Below are 15,056 nucleotides of genomic sequence, written 5' to 3' on the forward strand. Positions count from 1 at the left end.
GTTCAGGCTACCTGCTCGTCTTCGTCTGAGTCATCGTCTTCTTCGCCGAGATAGGCTTTCTTGACGTGCTTGTTGGCCATCACATCATCAGGCAGGCCTTCGGCAATCTTGCGACCGAAATCAAGGACCATCACCCGGTTGGAGATGTCCATGACAACCCCCATGTCGTGCTCGATCATGACAACGGTCATGCCCCACTCTTCGTTGAGGTCGATGATGAAGCGTGCCATGTCCTCTTTTTCTTCGAGGTTCATGCCCGCCATCGGCTCATCCAGCAGGATCAGGTCGGGGCGCAACGCCACCGCGCGCGCAAGCTCAACGCGTTTGCGCAACCCATAGGAAAGCGTGCCTGCAGTTGCCTTGCGGATGTGGGAAATCTCGAGGAAATCGATCACGTCTTCACAGAAACGACGATGCTCAAGCTCTTCCTTCTGCGCCCCGCCAAACCAATAGAGCGGCCCGTTTACGAAGTTGTTCTTAAGCAGGTGATGACGGCCAACCATGATGTTATCAAGCACATTCATGTGCCCGAAAAGCGCCAGGTTCTGGAACGTACGACCAATGCCAAGCTCTGCCCGGTCATTGGGTTTAAGCCCGGTAACATCCTGTCCCTTGAACGACACAGAACCCATTGTCGGGGTGTAGCGCCCAGATACACAGTTCAGCATGGATGTCTTGCCCGCACCGTTCGGGCCAATAATCGAAAAAAGCTCGCCCGGCTGAACGGAGAAGCTGACATCACTCAGCGCACGCACACCGCCGAAAACAAGCGACACGTCGCTAATCTCTAGAATAGGACTCTGTGACGTCATGCCGTCGCATTCCTCCCTGACTTGGGCCGCAAATGCCGCAGAACCGCAATTCGGGCTCTCACGTGCAAAATTCGCAAACCACTGTTCAGTTTCCCTGATGATGTGTCGGTTTATTTTATGACCCTGACCTTACGGAAACCGGGCTTGACACATTTAATAGGCATTTAAGTACCAATTTCAGCATATTGCGTCAATGCAATGATTCTCAAGGGGTTGAGACTTTTCTACAAATTCGCACCGCACAATTATTTGCTGGCAGAAAACTCCGACCATTCTACCCTTAATTACGTAACGTTATCGCAGGGTGCGACTATTTTGGGCCGAACCTGATCGCCGCATTGCAAAAAATTTTCGCGATCATGCACCGCACAATTCCCAACCCGGCAGCCAAGCCGCTTTAATATGCGTATGCGTTCCATCTGAACCGACTCCGGCAAGGAGTCGGTGTCACAGTCTGCCAATCGCTCGGAATGGAAAAACAGCAGTCGCTGGCGCGGTTATCCGCCCGCTTTGAAAAAAGCAGACTCCACAAACAACGCTACTATTGAAAGGCAAATATCCGCGGCACATATCGACTATAGGTTTTTTATCGCTTGTTGGACTTTACCAATACGCTGTGATCAATGGGTTTTCCCCAATACCCCTTTTCGGGGTCTGGACTTTCATGGGGAATTGTGGTGTAACCCCGTTGCACATAGATATGTAGCCGTGACCCGCGTCACGCAACACAGATAGCCCACCGCTCGGCGCTCCGACGGTCGGGGTGTCTTGTCACGACAAGCCCTTTTAACCACCTTGAGGAGGGTCTGATGTCCATTTGTGGCAAAGACAACCTGAAAACGCGCCGCACGCTGAAAGTCGGGGACAAGTCCTTCGACTATTACAGCCTCAAAGTTGCTTCCGAGAAATTCGGCGACGTTTCAAAACTTCCCTTCACGCTGAAAGTCGTTCTTGAGAACCTTCTGCGTTACGAAGACGATTTCACCGTTAAAACCGAAGATGTCAAAGCTGTTGTTGATTGGCTCAAAGAGCACAAAAGCAGCCACGAGATCAACTATCGTCCGGCCCGCGTTCTGATGCAGGACTTCACCGGCGTTCCCGCCGTCGTTGACCTTGCCGCGATGCGCGATGCCGTCGTCAACATGGGCGGTGACGCCCAGAAGGTGAACCCGCTTTCACCGGTTGACCTCGTCATTGACCACTCGGTCATGATCGATTTCTTTGGCACCGACGACGCACTCGACAAGAACATGGAAGTCGAGTTCGAACGTAACGGCGAACGCTATGGCTTCCTGCGTTGGGGTCAGAATGCGTTCAACAACTTCCGCATCGTTCCGCCGGGGGCCGGTATCTGCCACCAGGTGAACGTCGAGCATCTCGCAAAGGTCGTTTGGACCGGCGAAGACGCAGACGGCAAAACCGTTGCTTATCCGGATACGCTGGTTGGTACTGACTCCCACACCACCATGGTGAACGGCCTTGCTGTTCTGGGTTGGGGTGTTGGCGGTCTCGAAGCCGAGGCAGCAATGCTCGGTCAGCCGATCTCGATGCTGATCCCGGAAGTTGTCGGCTTCAAGCTGACCGGTTCCATGAAAGAAGGCATTACCGCAACTGACCTTGTTCTGCGTGTCGTTCAGATGCTGCGTGAAAAAGGCGTTGTCGGCAAATTCGTCGAATTCTATGGCGATGCGCTTGCACATATGAGCCTGCCGGACCGTGCGACCATTGGTAACATGGCCCCGGAATATGGCGCGACTTGCGGCTTCTTCCCGATTGATGACGAAACGCTCAACTACATGCGTGCGACCGGTCGTGACGAAGACCAGATCGCACTTGTTGAAGCATATGCCAAAGAACAGGGCATGTGGGGCGATCCGGCACACGAAGCCGAATACACCGCAACGCTTGAACTTGACATCTCGACGGTTGAGCCGGCCCTTTCCGGTCCGAAACGTCCGCAGGACCGCGTTCTGCTGAAAGATGCTGTCTCAAGCTTCAACAAAACCTTTGCCGAAATGGCACCGGGTGTTGATGCCGACCGTTCTGTTCCGGTTTCGAATGAAAACTTCGAAATGAAGGACGGTAATGTTGTTATCGCCGCGATCACCTCTTGCACCAACACCTCGAACCCGAGCGTGCTGATCGCAGCAGGTCTTCTGGCGAAAAAGGCTGTCGAACTTGGCCTGACCAGCAAGCCGTGGGTGAAAACCTCGCTCGCACCGGGTTCGCTGGTTGTTGCCGACTATCTCGAAAAGGCAGGCCTTCAGGATTATCTGGACAAGCTTGGCTTTAACATCGCTGGTTTCGGTTGCACCACATGTATCGGTAACTCCGGTCCGCTCGCGGCCCCGATTGCCGGTGCGATTGAAGACAAGGACATGCTGGTAACAGCAGTTCTGTCTGGTAACCGTAACTTCGAAGGCCGTATCAGCCCGCACGTCAAGGCAAACTACCTTGCCTCGCCGCCGCTGGTGGTTGCCTATGCCCTTGCCGGTAACCTCAAGATCGATCTGGACAAGGATCCGCTTGGCACCGACAAAGACGGCAACCCTGTCTATATGAAAGACATCTGGCCGACCAACAAAGAGATCGCAGACACCATTGCGTCCTCGATCTCGGCTGCGATGTACAAAGATCGTTACGACAACATCTTTGCAGGTCCGAAACCGTGGCAGGCGATTGAAGTCACCGAAGGCGAAACCTTCGCATGGGATGGGAAGTCCACCTATGTTCAGAACCCGCCCTACTTCGTCAACATGGCGAAAGAACCGGGTGACTTCTCTGAAGTACATGGCGCACGTCCGCTCCTGATTCTGGGTGACTCTGTCACCACCGACCACATTTCCCCGGCCGGTTCGATCAAGGAAGAAAGCCCTGCAGGTGAATACCTCAAGGCAAACGGCGTTGCGGTTCGCGACTTCAACTCGTATGGCGCACGTCGTGGTAACCACGAAGTCATGATGCGCGGTACCTTTGCCAACATTCGTATCCGTAACGAAATGGCACCGGGCACCGAAGGTGGTGTTTCGGTTCATTATCCGTCGGGCGAACAGGGCTGGGTCTATGACGTTGCAATGCGTTATCAGGCCGAAGGCACCCCGCTGGTCGTTGTGGCCGGTAAGGAATACGGCACCGGTTCGTCGCGTGACTGGGCAGCAAAAGGCACCAACCTGCTTGGCGTCAAAGCTGTTCTGGCCGAAAGCTTCGAACGTATTCACCGTACGAACCTGGTCTGCATGGGCGTTCTGCCACTGCAGTTCAAGAATGGTGAAGGCCGTGCGACCTACAAGCTTGATGGCTCGGAAACCTTCGACGTTCTTGGCATCGGTGATGGTATCACCCCGCTTCAGGACGTCACGGTTCGCATCACGCGTAAGGATGGCAGCACCGAAGAGTGCATCGCCACCTGCCGTATCGATACCGAGAACGAAGTTCTCTACTACCAGAACGGCGGCATCCTGCAGTTCGTTCTGCGTAACATGATGAAAGCTGCCTGATTTCGATCTGAAATCACTGGCTAAATGCTGACACCCCGCCGGATTTCTGGCGGGGTGTTTCTTATGTGGACCACTGTCTTGGGAAAACTGTCAAGCTCGACCAGAAATGCCGGAGATTTAGAGCATTGTCTATCAATGTGGTGAAATGCCCAGATCTAAACTTATTGCCGAGGTAGACGATAAACCTCGACCTCGCGTTCACAGGTTGGGTCAATCGTTCTTCGATCAAAGATCATGCCGAGCTTTCGCATGATGCGCGCCGATGCACTGTTCTCGATTTGGTATATGCTCACAATATCGGTGATGCCAAGCTCATTGACGCCGAATGAAAGAGCGGCGGCCGCTGCTTCGCTTGCGTAACCTTTCCCCCAGCTGAGCTTCGAAAATCTCCAACCGATTTCGACGGATGGAAACACTTCGGGCAAGAAGTCCGGCCAAGACAATCCTGTGAAGCCAATCAGCTCACCGGTTTTTCTGGCTTCGACAGCGAACAACCCGAAGCCCCGTTCGCGCCACTCTTTCTCAAATGACGCGATGTATCGTGCCGCGTCGTCCGCAGTTCGCGTCTTGCCATTACCAATGTAGCGCATGACGTCGGGATCACCGCACATTGCCGCAAATGGTGCGTGATCACTAGGCTTCCAGCCTCGTAGCAATAGTCGCTCGGTGTTTATCGTGTGCTGAGTCATGGTGCACTTTAAGCACGTTGCCCAATTACAGCAAAGTCCCGCATGTAAATGCCTCAAGACGAGTGGCGTTGCGGTTCGTGACTTCAACCCGTAAGGCGCACGCCGTGTTAAGCACGACATTTTGATGAAAGCTGCCTGATTTCTTCCTGAAATTTCAGGTTAACATTTCGACATCCCACCGCTTTCCGTTGAGATGTTATTTTCTTTCAATTTGCATCTCTCGGAGATGTTCAATCTCCGCGTGCACACTTGATCCAGAACAATTCTTAAGAGCGCGTAATCTGTTAGGAGTGCCCCCACGAGTCACCCCTTAAAAATAGACGCGAACAAGAACAATCCAGCAGAGCAAACCCTTATGATGCGCCCCACATCCACGGACGGACGCCCGTCTGGTCTGACGGTCGGTACACTCTCACCCGGAACAGTTTTGAACTGCTCCCCGCAGGCGACCCTTGGCGAAGCCATCACCAAGATGCGTCGTGCCAACAGCAGTTCCATCATCGTTGTGGTCGCCAACAAGCCTGTGGGTATTGTTACCGAACATGATTTGCTCTCTTTGCCAGCCACGACTGCCGCAGCACTTTCCGAACCGGTTTCGACACGTATGTCCGAACCGGTTCACACCATTTCAGTCCACGCTACCCCGCAATCTGCGATCGTGCGTATGCGTGATCGCGGCGTGCGCCACCTTGTGACCATTGACGCCGAAGGTTGTCTTGTCGGGATCGTCAGCCAGACTGACCTGATCCGGCACGTTGGTGATAAAAAGCCGTTCATCGCCAATGATGTTGCCGATGCTGTGCGCCAATCGACGGTATTTGCACATAAGGACATTCGCGTCTGGGAACTGCGCCAGCGCATGCATTCTGAAAAATGTGACAGCGCGATCATTTCCGGTTTCCCCGACGACCTACCGGCAGAGCTGCAAACCGGCATCATTACCGAACGCGATATCCTGCGTCATTTGGCAGATGAGCATGAAAACCTGACGGCGGGCGATATTGCCACGCGCCCTGTCACTTTCATCCAGCAGGACATGAACCTAGATGATGCGCGCAACCTGATGATGCGTGACAATTTCCGTCACCTCGTTGTGCATAACCATCATGGCGAGACCATTGGGGTTTTGTCATTTGCCGACCTGCTGGAATTCATCGAACAGGATTATCTGGTTCATCTCAGCAATCTGGCCAATGACAGCAGCAACGAACTGACCAAAGCGCGCCAATCGCTTGCCCTTGCCAACAAGCTGATCGAAAATTCACCAGATTGCGTGATGATCTGCAACGCGACCGGCGAGATCGAGGCCGTCAACCCCGCCTTTACGCGTGTGACCGGCTATCAGGCCGAGGAAGTCATTGGCAAAACGCCATCCATCCTGAAATCGGGACGCCAGAACAAGGCATTCTATGACAAGCTCTGGACGGATCTGAGCCGCACCGGGAAATGGGAAGGTGAAATCTGGAATCGCCGCAAGTCGGGCGAGATTTATGCCGAATGGCTGTCGATCATGGCCGTGCGTGATGGTGAAGGTGCCGTCACACATTACGCATCAATTTTCACCGACATCAGCGGCCGTGAAAAGAACCGCGAGGATGTCCTGCGGATTGCCTTTACCGACGAACTGACCGGCATGCCAAACCGCCGCCGGTTCTCGGAACTGCTGTCCCTTCATATCGGGCGCGCGCGCAGGGTCGGACGTCCCTTGACCATTGCCATGCTTGATATCGATAACTTCCAGCGTGTGAACAATGCCCTTGGGCATAACACGGGCGATGATGTTCTTGTTGAAGTCGCCCGCAGGATCAGTCGCGAACTCGGTCAGGACGCCGTTGTTGCGCGTGTTGGTGCCGATGAATTTGCTGCGATCCTGCCGCATGTGAATACAGAGCAGGAAGCCTTCGATATCGCCGAAAAATTGCTTACCCGACTGGGTGAAGCACATCTGACCCGCAAGAGCGAGGATGTCTATCTTTCGGCCAGCATCGGCATTGCATCCTTCCCCGAGGACGCCAACGACACCAGCAACATCATGCGTTGTGCAGAACTTGCGATGATCCAGGCCAAGGAACAGGGACGAAATCGGGTTGGGCTTTATAGTGTCAATCTGCACAGCCAGAAGGGTGCCGACCTTGCACTTGAAACGGCTCTGCGCCGCGCAATTGACAATGAAGACCTCCATCTGGTCTATCAGCCGCAATTTGATGCCAAAACAGGTGAGATTGCCGGTGTTGAAGCATTGCTGCGCTGGACCACAGCCGAGGGCAAAACGATCCCGCCATCGACCTTCATTCCGATTGCCGAGGAAATGGGTGTGATTGGCGAGCTTGGCCGCTGGGTGATCCGTACGGCTTGCAAGCAGTTGGTCGCATGGCGTCAGGAAGGCCTGCACAATCTGCGCCTTGCGGTGAATGTCTCCGTCCAGCAGTTCTATGGCTCCATGGATTTTGCCGAACAGCTGCGCACCATCATTGTTGACAAGGGCGTTGCCGCCGACCGGCTGGAAATCGAGATCACCGAAAGCCTGTTCATGCGCAACATTGACGATATGCGGGCCAAGTTGCAGCGCTTGCGTGATCTTGGTGTACGGATCGCCCTTGATGACTTTGGAACCGGTTTTTCGAGTCTGAGCTATCTGCGTACATTGCCATTTGATGTCATCAAACTTGATCGCAGTTTTGTCTGGGACATTGAAGACGGCCCGGACGGTGAAACTCTTCCGATCACCATCATCAACATGGCACAGAACCTTGGCAAAACCTGTGTCGCAGAGGGCGTTGAAAACAATCATCAGCTTGAAGTGCTGCGCCATGCCGGTTGCGATCTCATACAGGGGTATCTGTTGGGGCATCCGATGCCAGCCGACCAGATTTCCGAATTGGCCAAATGCCAAAACGCACAGGTTTCTTAGAAAAAACACTGCAAAATCATTGCGTTTTCAAGCCTCGCCCGGCTTTCAAGGCCTTGTGATTGGTCGGTGATGGTGCTTTTCAGGCATGATCAGTGTCATGAAAAACGCTCGCCCCCTTTTGAGTGCCCTTGCACTGACCCTGATGACGGTTTCCGGCCCGGCAATCGCGACTGAAAGCGTTTTGCCGCGCGCCGTTGTCGAACTTTATACCTCGCAAGGATGCAACTCCTGCCCGCCCGCCGATCAGGTCCTGCATGATATGGCAGACCAGCATGATGATTTGCTGTTGCTCTCCTACCACGTCGATTACTGGAACTATCTTGGCTGGGAAGACCCGTTTTCCGATGCCCGTTACAGTGCACGACAACGCGACTACGCCAACCGCATGCGCGAGCGTTATGTCTATACCCCGCAAGTCATCATTAATGGGGATCACGTCGTTCGCGCCACCGCCAAACAGCAGATCGAAGCGACAAGCACCGCCGTACCCCCTTTGCTGAACCAGGCGAACATCCATCTGGGCATGCTTGACCCGTCTCAACCGGCAACGGGCACGATTACCTTGCGTGGCGTTGGCAAACCGGCCCCGGGACAGATTGCCCAAATCTGGCTGATCGGGTTTGATCGCGAACATCAACGTGACGTGCTGTCGGGGGAAAACGCTGGCAAGCGGCTGGTAAATGCCAATGTCGTGCGCGAAATGGTCAGTCTTGGCCAGTGGAATGGCACCAGTCAGCAGAAAATCCCCTTTGCCATGGCTGCCTCCTATGACGGCGGTATTGCGGTTTTGATCCAGAATGGTCGGGGTGGCCCGATCAGCGGTGCCGCCATGATCCGCTTTGGCGACTAGGGTCTGAACCCAATTGATAGTCAGTTTGGATTGATTTGAAACAATGCCATCAGGCCCATTGTCGGTTATTGCATGAATAATCCGCTGGAACGCGTTATATCATGACGTGTTACAGAATGAATTTCCGACAATCTAACGGGTTATATGGCTGATTTTAGCGGTTCTGATCTGACCTGCCTGCGTGGCGAAAGACTGGTGTTTGGCGGCCTGTCCTTTGCAGCCAAATCCGGTGATGCCGTAATGCTGCGTGGTCGAAACGGCGCGGGAAAATCAAGCTTGTTGCGTCTGATGGCAGGACTTCTTGCACCGCGTTCAGGTGTACTTTGCTGGAACGGTGAAAACATCAATGATGATCGCACCGCCCATTACGCCCGCAGCCAGTATCTTGGCCATCAGGACGCAATCAAACCGGTCCTGACCGTGCGCGACAATCTGCGCTTGTGGGGGCAATTGCGTGGTGTGCGCAACCTTGACGCCGCCATTGACGAGGCGCTTGTTGCCCTTCAGATCCATCACCTTTCCCGTGTCACAGGTCGCTACCTTTCAAGCGGTCAGAAACGTCGCACCGCGCTAGCCCGCATATTGATCGGGCAAAGTGATCTTTGGCTGCTTGACGAACCAACCGTTGGCCTAGACCGCGAAAGCTGCGCCGAACTTGCTCAACTGATTGCCGAATTCCGCGCGCGTGGCGGCATTGTCATCTATTCAACCCATGTTGATCTGGATGTCAAAAACCCGACCATTCTGGACCTTGATGATTTTGCCATCCCGATGGTCGAATGGCTGGCCGAACAGGACGATCTCGAAGACATGACCCCGGCGAAGGGTGCGTTGTCATCGCAGGAGGCCGCGCAATGACCGGTTTTCTGGCAATCCTGCAACGTGATCTGCGCCTTGCGCTCCGTCAGGGGGCCGATTCTGTCATGGTGGTCGCATTCTTTATTGTCACAACCACCCTGTTCCCGTTTGGTGTCGGGCCAGAAGTCAATATTCTTGCACGCATTGCATCGGGTGTGATCTGGGTCTCAGCGCTGTTGGCGGCGATGCTGTCGCTTGAACGTGTATTTCAGGCCGACTACGAAGACGGATCGCTTGAACTTTTGACTCTGTCGCCTGTGTCGCTTGAGCTTCTTATACTGGGCAAGGTCCTGGCACATTGGCTGACAACAGGGCTTCCGCTGATCATTGCTGCCCCCTTGATGGCAGTGATGCTGAATATGGATCAGGACGGTTTTGCCATCCTGATGATCGCAATGTTGCTTGGAACACCGGCACTTAGCCTGATCGGGGCGATTGGCGCAGCGCTTATACTTGGCGCGCGACGTGGTGGCGTACTTGTATCACTTCTGGTTTTACCACTATATATTCCAGTACTGATATTCGGGGCCGGTGCGGTTGAGGCTGCCCTGCTTGGCATATCAGCGACCGCGCAATTGCAAATCATGGCTGCCATCCTACTTTTGACACTGGCAGCCGCACCCTTTGCTACCGCCCATGCTGTACGCCAGGCTATGGAATAGAACAAGAAGACGACGAGACGGGATGACCCTTTGCGGATTTCCGCACCAAGGATAATAAAAATGCATCGCTTTGCTAAACCAAGTGTGTTTTTGAAATTTACAGCCCCGATCCTACCGTGGCTGTCGGTTCTGACCGTAATTCTGATTGCGGCAGGGCTTTATTTTTCCCTGATCGGATCGCCGGTTGATTACCAGCAAGGTCACACCGTGCGGATCATGTATATCCATGTTCCTGCCGCTTGGATGGGCCTGTTTTGCTATGTCGGCATGGCGATCTGCGGGGCGATGAGCCTGATCTGGAAACACCCGCTGGCCGATATTTGCGCCCGTGCTACCGCCCCGGTTGGCGCGACCTTTACTGCGCTTTGTCTGATTACCGGTTCGCTCTGGGGTGAGCCGATGTGGGGCACATGGTGGGTGTGGGATGCGCGCCTGACCTCAATGCTGATCTTGCTGTTCCTTTATCTCGGATACATGGCGTTGGTGAATGCTTTTGACGATCCGGAACGCGGATCGAAAGCGGGCTCGGCACTAGCACTGGTTGGTGCGGTCAATGTGCCAATCGTCAAATTTTCCGTCGACTGGTGGAATACCCTGCATCAACCCGCCTCCATCGTGCGAATGGATGGTCCGGCGATTGATCCCAGCATGCAATTGCCGCTTGCCCTGATGATCCTTGGTTTTACCTGCTACTACTTGGTTGTTCTGATCCTGCGTGTCCGTCTGGAACTTAATGAGCGACGCATTCGCGCCCTGCATCTGTCGGGCATGTTTGATGAACACAGCACCCCGGCACCGCCCACGGAACAAAGCTATGATGCGGGTCACAATGCGGAGGCCAAGCAATGAGTGAATTCTTCTCAATGGGCGGCTATGGCAGCTATATCTGGGCAAGTTATGGCCTGACGGCCCTGGCCATGATCGTTTTGCTGATTGCCACCTTGCGCGGCTTGCGCAGCAGCCGCATCGAACGCGATCAGCTTGAGGCCGTCCTGCAATCACGGCGTCCACGCCGCACCAAAAAGCCCCAAAAGGCATCCTGACGGAGAACGACTGTGTCACTTTCCCGCGCAAAAGTCCGCAAACGCCAACGCATGTATGTCATCGGCGCCATTTTGCTCGCCGTTGGCGGTGCAGCGGCGCTGATGCTAACCGCCTTTGAAGATTCCGTTGTGTTCTTCTTCAGCCCGACCGAGATCACCGAAAAGTCGCCGATTGATCCGGATCAGCGATTGCGTATCGGCGGCCTTGTCGTGGAAGGATCAGTCGCCAAGCAGGATGATGGTCAGACCATTGCCTTTGTCGTTACCGACATGGCCGAGAGCGTGCCGGTTTCCTATCGCGGCATTTTGCCTGATCTGTTTCGCGAAGGTCAGGGTATCGTTGCCGAAGGCCACATGAGCAGCGAAGGCACCTTTATCGCATCCGAAGTTCTCGCCAAGCATGACGAAAACTACATGCCGCCCGAAGTCGCCGAATCGCTCAAGAAAAGCGGTTATTGGGAAGAAATCGAAGCCAAGAACGCAGAACAGATGCGCAATTAAGCCACATTCTGCCGCCATAAAGCCCGGCCATACGCTTAAGAAGAACATTGCCGCGACCAATTACTGCTTGATCCGTTCCCGACAGATCAGGCAAGAGGTCGCTGGGGAATTTATTGGGGAAGCCTTAGACGCACATGCTTGCAGAATTAGGACACTTTGCCCTGCTTCTGATGGTGGTCACCGGGATCGGACAGGCCGTCCTGTTCAGTCCGCTGTGGCTGCACTCCTCTCTGCGCATGCTAAGCCCCCAAGGTACCAAGGCCACGCCTGCCGGTACGCCCGATTTTCCAGATGACGAAACTGCCGACCACGTCGGTACGGTGGCAAAACCCTCCAACCTTTACTTGCTGCCCACGACCATCCTTCTGCTTGGCCTTCTGGCCGAGGCGGCATTGCTGAACGCCTTTATCGTCAGCGACTTCACCCTGCCCATCGTTAGCGATGTAAGCCATTCATCCACACCGCTTTTGTATCGCATCGGGGCGGCCTTTACCCCGGATGGCGGGGCGATGTTGCTTTGGCTTGTTGCATTATCGCTGATCAACCTTTTGATGGCGTTCCAGCTCCACAAAGACCGAGAAACCAGCGATGACCGCTTTGGCCGTAACGCGCTTTCAATTCTGGGACTTCTGATCGCCATTCTGGGTGTTGTGACCCTGATTGATGCCGATCCGTTCCTGCGCGCCAGTGTTGCTCCGCTCGATGGTCGGGGCATGAGCCCGCAAAGTCAGGACCTGCTTAAAGTCCTGCGCGAACCGTTTCTCTATCTCGGTCTGGCTGGCCTTGCTGGTATCTTTGCCCTGACACTGGCCGGATTGCTTGAACACAAGATCGACCGCCAATTTGCAGAGACAATGCGTTCCTGGACAATTGCATCCTGGGTCTGCCTTGGTACTGCAATTGCGATCAATGCTTATCGCTCCTACAGCGAACAGGCGTGGGGCGGCTGGTGGTACTGGGATACATCGGAAAACAGCCTGCTTCTGCCATGGTTGCTTACCACGGCCCTTTTGCATTGCCGGGCGGTTCTTGAAAAAACCGCAACCCTGCGCGGATGGACCGCCTTTTTGGGAATCACGGCTCTTGCTGTTGGCTGGTTCGGGATGTACCTGACCCGTTCGGACCTGTTTGCCCCCTTGCCTGAAACGCAATTGCTTCCCAGTGACAGTACCGGGCTTCTGATCGGGTTCTGTATCGTCTTCGGCCTTGCCTATTACCTGTTCTGGCGATCAGTCGATCAGATGGGTGACGGCCGCAGCTTCGAGGTGATTTCACGCGAAAGTGCGATGTTCCTCAACAGCGTCATGTTGTCACTGATTGGTGCAGTGGTTCTGATTGGCACCATCTATCCGCTGGTATTGAAATGGATTACCGGCGAGCCGATCACGGTCGGCGCCCCCTTCTATGTCGATGTGCTGATCCCCATCGTTCTGCCCATGCTGTTTCTGATGGCCTTTGCCCCGGCACTGCGCTGGCGTCAGGATGAGATTTGGATGATCGGACGGCGCATGAAGCTTGCCGCCATCCTGTCCCTCATCACTGTCCTGTTCGTCTCGATCCGGTTCATCGACCTGTCACCGGCCCCACTGATCGGCATCGGCCTTGCCGGATGGGTTCTGACCGCATCGCTCAGCGATCTTTGGGCCCGATTGTGGCGCCACCCGGAACATGGCGAAAGCAAATATCGCAATCTGCAATTGCTGGGCCCGCGCTATGTCAGCATGACGTTGGCCCATATCGGTCTGGCGGTCTTGATCGCTGGCGGATCAGCCAGCAGCATCTGGGAAGAACAGGTTGTCATTTCTGCGCGTGCCGGACAAAGCATCCAGGCAGGCCCATATAACCTGCAATATGAAGGTGTCTCGCTTTTGGCAGGTGAGAACTATGCCACCCGACAGGCGACCTTTATTCTGTATCGTCATTCCCTCCCTGTTGCAGAACTGTTCCCTGAAATCCGCTATTACCCGATCCGTGGTGTTGAAACCCGCGAGGCCGATATCTGGCACGGTCGTGATGGTGATCTGCATGTCTCGATTGGTGACCGCGACGATGATGGCGGCCGGGTTGTGACGGTTCATTACTTGCCCATGATGCCCTGGGTCTGGGGGGGCATGTTACTGATGCTGATCGGTGGCTGTTTCAGTATCCTCACGCGCGTAATTCTACGCCTTAAGAAGTTTGGAGTTCCCGCTTCATGAGATTTTCGATCGCAGTAATCCCGCTGGTTTTGTTTGCCGCCTTGGCCGGAGTGTTTTTGCTCAATATCGACAAGGACTCTTCTGTTGTGCCATCGGTTCTGATCGACAAACCGGCACCGGAATTCTCGCTTCCACCGTTGCCGGGTCGGGATAAGGGCCTGTCGCGCGCTGACCTTACCAAGGGCGAGGTCTCGGTTCTGAATGTCTTTGCAAGCTGGTGTATCCCGTGCCGGGCAGAACATCCGCTGATCAAACGGCTGTCACACGAAGCCAACGTCCCTGTCTATGGCCTGAACTACAAGGAAAAGGATCCCAGGGACGGGGTCAAATGGTTGGCCGAACTTGGTGATCCATATGCCTCGGTCGGGATGGACCTTTCCGGTCGTACCGGCATTGATTTTGGTGTTTATGGCGTTCCGGAAACCTTCATTATCGATGGCAACGGGCAAATCCGATACAAGCATGTCGGCCCTGTCACCGTTGAAGTGCTTGAAAAGGTTCTGCTGCCGAAAATCGAGGAGATAAAGGGATGATCAGACGCTTCAAAATCCTGTTGGGCGCCTTCGCCGTCATTCTACCCGTCCTTGCATCGAACCCGGTACTTGCGGTGAACCCGGATGAAATGCTGTCGAACCCGGTTCTTGAAGAACGCGCACGCGAAATCAGCAAGGAACTGCGTTGTCTTGTCTGTCAGAACCAGTCGATTGACGATTCGGATGCCGAACTGGCGCGCGACCTGCGCGTTCTGGTGCGCGAACGGCTGGTGGCTGGCGATGACAATCAGGAAGTCATCGACTATATCGTGGCGCGCTACGGCGACTATGTCCTTCTGAACCCGCCGCTAAAGCCGGAAACCTATATTCTTTGGGCAAGCCCTGTGGTTCTGGTGGTTCTCGCCCTTCTGGCTGTTTTTGCGTTTTATCGCCGTAAGCAACGCGATGGATCGAGCGCCTCGGCATCCCTGTCAAAGGATGAACAGGACCGTCTTGACGAGCTTCTTGGCACTTCAAAAGACGACGGCAAAGCCTGATGAAA

The 15,056-nt window shown here is 54.6% G+C and carries 13 protein-coding genes; 11 read left to right on the forward strand and 2 right to left on the reverse strand.

The annotated features are described in order from the left end of the window. Nucleotides 1-2: 2 nt before the first annotated feature. A complete protein-coding gene (locus HED22_RS07855; RefSeq protein ID WP_167720872.1) occupies nucleotides 3-812 on the reverse strand; it encodes an ABC transporter ATP-binding protein in 810 nt (269 codons plus the stop codon). An 809-nt stretch (nucleotides 813-1,621) separates the two neighbouring features. On the opposite strand from HED22_RS07855, the gene acnA reads away from it, so the two are divergent. Then, entirely contained in the window at nucleotides 1,622-4,309 is a 2,688-nt protein-coding gene (gene acnA / locus HED22_RS07860; protein ID WP_167720874.1) for an aconitate hydratase AcnA, read from the forward strand. A gap of 161 nt (nucleotides 4,310-4,470) precedes the next feature. Here acnA and HED22_RS07865 read toward each other — a convergent pair whose 3' ends face one another. After that, nucleotides 4,471-5,118 (reverse strand): GNAT family N-acetyltransferase, encoded by a 648-nt coding sequence (locus HED22_RS07865; protein ID WP_368484486.1) that lies wholly within the window; start codon nucleotides 5,116-5,118, stop codon nucleotides 4,471-4,473. Nucleotides 5,119-5,353: 235 nt separating this feature from the next. Here HED22_RS07865 and HED22_RS07870 point away from each other — a divergent pair, with 235 nt between their 5' ends. The 10 genes from HED22_RS07870 (at nucleotide 5,354) to HED22_RS07915 (ending at nucleotide 15,051) form a co-directional block, all read left to right on the forward strand. Continuing rightward, nucleotides 5,354-7,909 carry an EAL domain-containing protein gene (locus tag HED22_RS07870; protein WP_167720878.1) on the forward strand — a complete coding sequence of 852 codons (2,556 nt, stop codon included), beginning with the start codon at nucleotides 5,354-5,356 and terminating at the stop codon, nucleotides 7,907-7,909. Nucleotides 7,910-8,006: 97 nt separating this feature from the next. Then, nucleotides 8,007-8,759 carry a thioredoxin family protein gene (locus HED22_RS07875; RefSeq protein WP_254869840.1) on the forward strand — a complete coding sequence of 251 codons (753 nt, stop codon included), beginning with the start codon at nucleotides 8,007-8,009 and terminating at the stop codon, nucleotides 8,757-8,759. A 144-nt stretch (nucleotides 8,760-8,903) separates the two neighbouring features. Continuing rightward, entirely contained in the window at nucleotides 8,904-9,617 is a 714-nt protein-coding gene (gene ccmA / locus HED22_RS07880) for a heme ABC exporter ATP-binding protein CcmA (RefSeq protein WP_167720883.1), read from the forward strand. Beyond that, entirely contained in the window at nucleotides 9,614-10,279 is a 666-nt protein-coding gene (ccmB, locus tag HED22_RS07885) for a heme exporter protein CcmB (protein WP_167720885.1), read from the forward strand. The genes ccmA and ccmB overlap by 4 nt, the downstream gene beginning before the upstream one ends. A gap of 60 nt (nucleotides 10,280-10,339) precedes the next feature. Then, nucleotides 10,340-11,128, forward strand: coding sequence for a heme ABC transporter permease (locus HED22_RS07890; RefSeq protein ID WP_167720887.1), 789 nt, complete (start codon nucleotides 10,340-10,342; stop codon nucleotides 11,126-11,128). Beyond that, the gene (gene ccmD / locus HED22_RS07895) at nucleotides 11,125-11,322 is read left to right on the forward strand and encodes a heme exporter protein CcmD (RefSeq protein ID WP_167720889.1); all 198 of its coding nucleotides are present in this window, start codon (nucleotides 11,125-11,127) and stop codon (nucleotides 11,320-11,322) included. Before HED22_RS07890 ends, ccmD begins: the two co-directional genes overlap by 4 nt. 12 nt (nucleotides 11,323-11,334) lie before the next feature. Next, nucleotides 11,335-11,823 carry a cytochrome c maturation protein CcmE gene (gene ccmE, locus HED22_RS07900; protein ID WP_167720891.1) on the forward strand — a complete coding sequence of 163 codons (489 nt, stop codon included), beginning with the start codon at nucleotides 11,335-11,337 and terminating at the stop codon, nucleotides 11,821-11,823. A 134-nt stretch (nucleotides 11,824-11,957) separates the two neighbouring features. Further along, entirely contained in the window at nucleotides 11,958-14,021 is a 2,064-nt protein-coding gene (locus tag HED22_RS07905) for a heme lyase CcmF/NrfE family subunit (protein ID WP_167720893.1), read from the forward strand. Further along, complete coding sequence (locus HED22_RS07910) at nucleotides 14,018-14,554, forward strand: DsbE family thiol:disulfide interchange protein (RefSeq protein ID WP_167720895.1); 537 nt, start codon at nucleotides 14,018-14,020, stop codon at nucleotides 14,552-14,554. Before HED22_RS07905 ends, HED22_RS07910 begins: the two co-directional genes overlap by 4 nt. Then, the gene (locus HED22_RS07915) at nucleotides 14,551-15,051 is read left to right on the forward strand and encodes a cytochrome c-type biogenesis protein (protein WP_167720897.1); all 501 of its coding nucleotides are present in this window, start codon (nucleotides 14,551-14,553) and stop codon (nucleotides 15,049-15,051) included. The genes HED22_RS07910 and HED22_RS07915 overlap by 4 nt, the downstream gene beginning before the upstream one ends. Nucleotides 15,052-15,056 lie beyond the last annotated feature (5 nt).

This window comes from Thalassospira sp. HF15, assembly GCF_011806525.1.
GTDB lineage: Bacteria > Pseudomonadota > Alphaproteobacteria > Rhodospirillales > Thalassospiraceae > Thalassospira.